Annotated in this window: 5 protein-coding genes; 4 read left to right on the top strand and 1 reads right to left on the bottom strand. The window is 71.8% G+C overall.

The annotated features are described in order from the left end of the window. From KS423_RS35925 to KS423_RS35915, 3 genes are all read left to right on the top strand, one after another. The coding region (locus KS423_RS35925) for a hypothetical protein (protein ID WP_224283939.1) at positions 1 to 645 on the top strand (645 nt) is incomplete at its 5' end. Further along, positions 638 to 1,297, top strand: a complete 660-nt coding sequence (locus KS423_RS35920; protein ID WP_224283938.1) for a hypothetical protein — start codon at positions 638 to 640, stop codon at positions 1,295 to 1,297. The genes KS423_RS35925 and KS423_RS35920, both read left to right, overlap by 8 nt. Positions 1,298 to 1,385: 88 nt before the next feature. Beyond that, on the top strand, positions 1,386 to 3,878 hold the full coding sequence (locus KS423_RS35915; protein WP_263455596.1) for a DEAD/DEAH box helicase: 2,493 nt from the start codon (positions 1,386 to 1,388) through the stop codon (positions 3,876 to 3,878). A 113-nt stretch (positions 3,879 to 3,991) separates the two neighbouring features. Here KS423_RS35915 and KS423_RS35910 read toward each other — a convergent pair whose 3' ends face one another. Then, positions 3,992 to 4,846 (bottom strand): hypothetical protein, encoded by an 855-nt coding sequence (locus KS423_RS35910; protein WP_224283936.1) that lies wholly within the window; start codon positions 4,844 to 4,846, stop codon positions 3,992 to 3,994. A gap of 236 nt (positions 4,847 to 5,082) precedes the next feature. Here KS423_RS35910 and bioB point away from each other — a divergent pair. Then, the coding region (gene bioB, locus KS423_RS35905) for a biotin synthase BioB (protein ID WP_224283935.1) at positions 5,083 to 6,132 on the top strand (1,050 nt) is incomplete at its 3' end.

Here is a 6,132-nt window from a genome sequence, read left to right as displayed (position 1 = left end):
GCCGCCGCCGTAGGCGGCGGGCTGTGGGCCTGGCAGCCGTGGCGGTCGTTGGAGATCCCGCAGAGCGCCTGCTGGTCCGCGCTGTCGAAGGACGACCTGAAGCCGCTGGCCGGGCAGTACGGGAAGGCGTACGAGAACGCACCTGCGGCCCGGATCGAGACACCGACCACGCCGACCGAGCCGAGCCTCCGCAGCTACACCTGCCGCGTCGGCTGGCGCCCGGACGACGGCTACGGCAGGTCTCTCCTGGACGTTCTGATCCTCCCCGCCCGGGACGGGATCGACGCCGACCGTGCCACGGACGCCAACCTGCATCACGCCGTCGCCGACCTGGACTTCGGTCCGGGTGCCGTGGGCCTGGCCAGCGACGACCGAGATCACCTGGTCCGGCTCTACGTCCGTTGCGACTTCCAGGTCCCTTCCAAAGGCGGCCTCGACGCCAAGGCCCCGCCGTACGTCCGCGTCGACGTCGGCGGCGACACGGTCGACGGCGCCTCGCCGGCCAAGGCCCGCCAGGCGTACGCCGTTGCCGCGTTGAAGATCGCCCGGGTCGCCGCTGCCGAGTACCAGTGCACCAACCAGGTGCAGCTGCCCACCGCGGCCCCCACCGTGCCCGAGCTGCCGAAGGAGAAGGCCGATGGCTGAGCGCCCGCGCCGACGCCGTGTCCTGCCGATCGCCATCGGTGCGGCGGTGGTCGTCGCCGGCGGCGGGCTCTGGTATTGGAACCGGTCGGCACCGCCCGCCGACGTCCCGCAGAGCGCCTGCTGGAACGCGTTCACGCACGACGACCTGGCCGCGCTGACCGGCAGGGGCAACGGGGCCTCCGTCCGGCAGACCAAGGTGTCGTTCGGCGACCTCGACATCCGTTCCCTCGCCCCTTCCTGCACCGTCACCCGCAAGCGCGGCGGCACCTCCGAGGTGCTCGCCGACATCAGTACCAGTCGGCGCGACGAGAAGTTCCGGCAGGCGAAGACCAAGGCGGAGGCGGCCGGCTGGCAGCCGGTCGTCCCCGCGTCGCTGGACTTCGGCCCGGCGGCCCAGGGCTGGCTGTTCCACGAGGGCACGGTGCAGCTGCTGCTCCACTGCGAGTACGTGGAGGCGGACGGGCGGCCCACCAGCTTCCCGTACCGCCTGATCACGATCACCGGTAGCCGCGGATCCACCGACACCCCCGCCACCGAGGTCCACCGGATCCGGATGGACGCCGCTCTGCGCACCGCGAAGGAAGCCGTCCGCGCCCAGGGCTGCACGAACGCTCCGCAGCTGGCCGCTCAGGCACCTGCCGCACCGTTCTAGTGCCCTCCTGACCCGCCCTCCGCGGCCCCGGGCTTTGCCCGGGGTGGCGGCGAGCAGGCAAGATAGCCGCGTGACCCTCCTTGATCTGATGCCGAAGCCCGCCACCCCCGACGCGCTGTACGAGACGTTCGCAGCCTGGGCGGAGGAGCGGGGGATCACGCTGTACCCGGCGCAGGAGGAGGCGCTGATCGAGCTGGTGTCGGGGAACAACGTGATCCTGGCGACGCCGACCGGGTCGGGCAAGAGCCTGGTGGCGGCGGGGGCGCACTTCGCGGCCCTCGCCGAGGGGCAGCGGACCTTCTACACCGCCCCGATCAAGGCCCTGGTCTCGGAGAAGTTCTTCGACCTGGTGAAGATGTTCGGCACCGAGCAGGTCGGCATGATGACCGGCGACGCGAGCGTGAACCCGACCGCGCCGATCATCTGCTGCACCGCCGAGGTGCTCGCCCAGATCGCGCTGCGCGACGGCACCCGGGCGGACATCGGCCAGGTCGTCATGGACGAGTTCCACTTCTACGCCGAGCAGGACCGCGGCTGGGCCTGGCAGATCCCGCTGCTGGAGCTGCCGCAGGCGCAGTTCCTGCTGATGTCCGCGACGCTCGGCGACGTCCGCCGCTTCGAGGAGGACCTGACCCGCCGCACCGGCCGGCCGACCACGGTGGTGCGCAACGCGACCCGCCCGGTGCCGCTGTTCTACGAGTACCGGCGCACCTCGCTGCACGACACCCTGGAGGAGTTGCTGCAGACCGGCCAGGCGCCGGTCTACGTCGTGCACTTCACCCAGAAGGAGGCGGTGGAGCGGGCCCAGTCGCTGATGAGCATCAACATGTGCTCGAAGGCGGAGAAGGAGGCCATCGCCGACCTGATCGGCAACTTCCGCTTCACCACCAAGTTCGGCCGCAACCTGTCCCGCTACGTGCGCCACGGCATCGGCGTGCACCACGCGGGCATGCTGCCGAAGTACCGCCGGCTGGTGGAACGGCTCGCCCAGGCGGGCCTGTTGAAGGTCATCTGCGGCACCGACACGCTCGGCGTCGGTGTCAATGTGCCGATCCGCACGGTGCTGTTCACGGCCCTGTCCAAGTACGACGGCACCCGGGTGCGCATCCTGCGCGCCCGCGAGTTCCACCAGATCGCCGGCCGGGCCGGCCGGGCCGGCTTCGACACCGTCGGCCAGGTGGTGGCGCAGGCGCCGGAGCACGTGATCGAGAACGACAAGGCGATCGCCAAGGCCGGGGACGACCCGAAGAAGAAGCGCAAGGTGGTGCGCAAGAAGGCCCCGGAGGGCTTCGTCGGCTGGACCGAGGAGACCTTCGACAAGCTGATCGCCGCCGACCCGGAGCCGCTGGTCTCCCGGTTCAAGGTGAGCCACGCGATGCTGCTGTCGGTGATCGGCCGCCCGGGCAACGCCTTCGAGGCGATGCGCAAGCTGCTGACCGACAACCACGAGGACAAGGCCGCGCAGCGCCGGCACATCCGCACCGCGATCGCCATCTACCGCTCGCTGCTGGAGGGCAGCGTGGTGGAGCGGCTGCCGGAGCCGGACGCCGAGGGCCGGATCGTCCGGCTCACCCTGGACCTCCAGGAGAACTTCGCGCTCAACCAGCCGTTGTCCACCTTCGCGCTGGCCGCCTTCGAGCTGCTCGACCCGGCCTCGCCCTCGTACGCGATGGACGTGGTCTCGGTCGTCGAGGCGACCCTCGACGACCCGCGCCAGATCCTCGCCTCGCAGCAGAACAAGGCGCGCGGCGAGGCCGTCGGCGAGATGAAGCGGGACGGCATCGAGTACGAGGAGCGGATGGAGCGGCTCCAGGAGATCACCTACCCGAAGCCGCTGGAGGAGCTGCTCACCCACGCCTACGAGGTGTACCGCCGGGCGCACCCGTGGATCGGTGACCACCGGCTGCAGCCGAAGTCGGTGGTCCGCGACCTGTACGAGCGGGCCATGACCTTCTCGGACTACGTCGGCTTCTACGAGCTGGCCCGTACCGAGGGCATCGTGCTGCGCTACCTGGCCGGCGCGTTCAAGGCGCTGGAGCAGACCGTCCCCGAGGACGTGAAGACCGACGACCTCAAGGACGTCATCGCCTGGCTCGGCGAGCTGGTCCGCCAGGTCGACTCCAGCCTGCTGGACGAGTGGGAGCAGCTGGCCAACCCGACCGAGCCGCAGGCCGCCGAGGTGCGGCTGGACGACAAGCCTGCGCCGGTCACGGCCAACGCCCGCGCCTTCCGCGTCCTGGTGCGCAACGAGATGTTCCGCCGGGTCGAGCTGTGCGCGCTGGAGCACTACGAGGAGCTCGGCGAGCTGGACGGCGAGTACGGCTGGGACGCGGACCGCTGGGCGGACGCCATGGACGGGTACTGGGAGGAGTACGACGACCTCGGCACCGGCCCGGACGCGCGCGGCCCGAAGATGCTGATCATCGAGGAGGAGGACTCCGCCTGGCGCGTCCGGCAGATCTTCGACGACCCGGAGGGCGACCACGACTGGGGCATCAGCGCCGAGGTCGACCTGTACGGCTCGGACGAGGAGGGCCGGGCGGTGCTGCGGGTGACCTCGGTGGACCGGCTCGGCGGCTGAGCCGGAGCCCACGGTCCGTCGGATCCCCCCGGGAGCAAGGCCTCCGGGGGGATCCGACGCGTCCGGGGGAGGCGTCGAAGCCACAGCACCGCCACGGCGCCGCCACGGGGTCGTCAGATCCAGACGAACGGCGAGCCCGCCGCGTAGGAGAGCGCCCGGGTGGCCTCGTCCAGGGTCTGTTCGGTGCTGGGCCCCGTGCCGGTGGACGTCGGGGCCGGCACGGCCGGCGTCCCGGTGCCGCTCGCGGTGGAGGCCGCCGGGCGGCCGTCGCCCGGGCGTGAACTGGCGACCGTCACGTAGTGCCCGACCACCTCGATCCGCGGCTCGCCGCCCGGCTTGACGCCGCCGGGGGGCTGCGTGGGGGCGGTGGAGGCGTCGGCGAGGATGAAGGCGACCGCGCCGGGCTTGGCCCGCAGGGCGTCGGCGGCCTTGGCGGCGGAGGGCTGGTCGGGGAAGCGCAGCAAGGTGACACTGCTGAGCACCGGGCGGTCCTGGCCGGTGAAGCTGACGGTCAGGTAGCCCTGGCAGCCGGTGTCCTTCAGCGGGTCCTGGGTGCGGTCCTGGAGCACCTCGACGCAGTTCTCGCCCTGCCGGACGCCGTTGCGCCGCGCCTTGAAGGTGCCGACCTCGACCGGTCGTTGGGCGGGGAAGATGTTGTCGACGTTGAGGGCCTCGGGGTCGGTGAGCGGCGGCGGGGAGCCCACCACGCGCGGCGTTCCGGACGCGTCCTTGGTGGACGGGCCGAGCCCGGGTATGTAGTCGCCGGGCATCGGGCGGGTGATGATCCATCCGCCGGCCGCGACCACTCCGACCACGACGATCCAGCCGGCCGCGCGACGGCCCGTCAGTCTACGGCCCCGCCTGCGCTCCTTCCCCCCGTCGGCGTCGGCGCCCCCGCCGACCCGCTGCCCTGCCCGGCCTTCCCGGCTTTCTCCCGGAGTCGGGGTGCGCTCCCCCTGCGTGGTCATGGCGCAGATTCTAAGCACCCCCCGGGTGGCGTGGATCACGGGGTCGGGGGTTGTGGATCACCGGTTGCCGGGGTCGGCCGCTACCCGTCGGTAACCGGCGGCCCGGCCCCGCGTCAAGCGCGTGACCAGCGGCGGAGCCGTGACCTTCGACACTGTGGCAATCGGCACATCCTCACACCGATCTTCTGGCGGGTTTGCTCTGGCGCCGCTCGATCACGACCAGGCAGGATCGCCCCATGGATCTGCTCGATACCCTCACCGCCAAGGGCCTGCGCGGCGAAGTCCCGACCCGCGAGGAGGCCCTGGCCGTCCTCGCCACCACCGACGACGAGCTGCTCGACGTGGTCGCCGCGGCCGGCAAGGTGCGCCGCCGCTGGTTCGGCCGCCGGGTCAAGCTCAACTACCTGGTGAACCTGAAGAGCGGGCTCTGCCCGGAGGACTGCTCGTACTGCTCGCAGCGGCTCGGGTCCAAGGCCGAGATCCTCAAGTACACCTGGCTCAAGCCGGACCAGGCCGCCGAGGCCGCCCGTGCCGGGGTGGCCGGCGGCGCCAAGCGGGTCTGCCTGGTCGCCAGCGGCCGCGGCCCGACGGACCGCGACATCGACCGGGTCACCGACACCATGGCCGCCATCAAGGACGCGGACCCCGAGGTCGAGATCTGCGTCTGCCTCGGCCTGCTCTCCGACAACCAGGCGGAGCGGCTCAAGGCGGCGGGCGCCGACGCCTACAACCACAACCTCAACACCTCCGAGGGCACCTACGGCGACATCGCCACCACCCACACCTACGCGGACCGGGTGGACACCGTGCAGAAGGCGCACGGCGCGGGCCTGTCCGCCTGCTCCGGCCTGATCGCCGGCATGGGCGAGAGCGACGAGGACCTGGTCGACGTCGTCTTCGCGCTGCGCGAGCTGGGTTCGGACTCCGTCCCGGTCAACTTCCTGATCCCGTTCGAGGGCACCCCGCTCGCCCAGGAGTGGAACCTCACCCCGCAGCGCTGCCTGCGCATCCTGGCGATGGTCCGCTTCGTCAACCCGGACACCGAGGTGCGGATCGCGGGCGGGCGCGAGGTGCACCTGCGCTCGATGCAGCCGCTCGGCCTGCACATCGCCAACTCCATCTTCCTCGGCGACTACCTGACCAGCGAGGGCCAGGCCGGGCAGGCCGACCTCGACATGATCAAGGACGCCGGCTTCGAGGTCGAGGGCGCCGGCGAGGCCACCCTGCCGCGCCACCGCGCGGACGTCGCCGAGGCGGCCCAGGCCGCCGGCGGCTGCGGCACCGCG

The organism is Streptomyces sp. LS1784 (assembly GCF_020103755.1).
Lineage (GTDB): Bacteria > Actinomycetota > Actinomycetes > Streptomycetales > Streptomycetaceae > Kitasatospora.
Note: the sequence above shows the minus strand (reverse complement) of the source record. Positions and strands in the feature narration are given on the sequence as shown.

Coding starts and splice junctions, on each gene's coding strand:
- KS423_RS35910 (WP_224283936.1), bottom strand. CDS start 4,846: ATGACCACGCAGGGGGAGCGCACCCCGACTCCGGGAGAAAGCCGGGAA.
- KS423_RS35915 (WP_263455596.1), top strand. CDS start 1,386: ATGCCGAAGCCCGCCACCCCCGACGCGCTGTACGAGACGTTCGCAGCC.
- KS423_RS35920 (WP_224283938.1), top strand. CDS start 638: ATGGCTGAGCGCCCGCGCCGACGCCGTGTCCTGCCGATCGCCATCGGT.